Annotated in this window: 1 protein-coding gene; it reads right to left on the reverse strand. The window is 63.9% G+C overall.

Going from position 1 to position 947, the window contains the following annotated elements:
• On the reverse strand, positions 1-931 hold a 931-nt coding region (locus EOA60_RS34870), incomplete at its 3' end, for a transglutaminase-like cysteine peptidase (RefSeq protein ID WP_128312726.1).
• Positions 932-947: the final 16 nt, after the last annotated feature.

Raw genomic sequence — 947 nt, forward strand, 5'->3', positions numbered from 1 at the left:
CTGTCGCGAAACCGCCGGCGATGTCGGCGATCTGTGCGCCGGCTTTCGTGCCGTGGATCCAGGCGCGGTCGGTGCTGAAGGAATAGAGCGGGACATAATCGGGAAGATCGCGGTCCATCGCCACAACGTTGCTGAGGCTGTCCAGGATGAAGGTGCCCCTTCCGGTGCTCACCGACAGCACCGCGTGGAAGAATTTCCGGCGGCGATCCTGCAACACGACCAGCGACATGCTCTGCGCCGGGATGCCGGCGCGCAACAGCGCCGCCATCTTCAGGATCGCGAAATCCTCGCAATCGCCGGCGCGATGCTCGAGGATCTCCGACGGCTTCGCCCAGTAGTCGAGCTTGCCGTAGACGACGCTGTCCTTGCGATAGGCGATCAGCCGGTTGATGCTGCTGTTGACGAAGTCCAGCTTGTCGCGAAAAGCCTTGTTGGCTGCAATGCCGACGATCTCGCCAAACGCAGCGTTCTCACGATCGCAGGCACTTCCGGCCGTGCAGTCGATAATCGCCTTGTAGACAGGCGCCCAGCGCGCGGCGACCGGGAAGTTGCGCATGGACAAGGCGACCGACCCGAACACGCCCGGAATGATCGCCCCAGTCTGAATCGGGTCAACCTGGATCGGGTCGATCCGGATCGGATCGACTCCGGGGGTAGCCTCTCCACTCGCAGAACTTGCCGCCGGGCGGACTTCGAGAGGCGCATAGGCACTGGCGGCACCGCCGACCCGGTAGGCAGCAACAGGCTGCCATGGCTGCAATCTGGCCAGCGAAACGCCGCCGAGATCGGCCGGCGCAGGCAGCGTTTGAGAGGCGGGACTTGCGACGGAGACTGCGCTGGCGGACGACGCATTCGGCAGACCGGCCAGGCCGATTGCCAGCAGCAGAACCTTGACCCTCGACGCCGACGAGGCAGCTTTTTGTATTTTCATGACGCCCACCTTTGAC

The sequence above is a fragment of the Mesorhizobium sp. M1A.F.Ca.IN.020.06.1.1 genome (assembly GCF_004023265.1).
Taxonomy (GTDB): domain Bacteria; phylum Pseudomonadota; class Alphaproteobacteria; order Rhizobiales; family Rhizobiaceae; genus Mesorhizobium.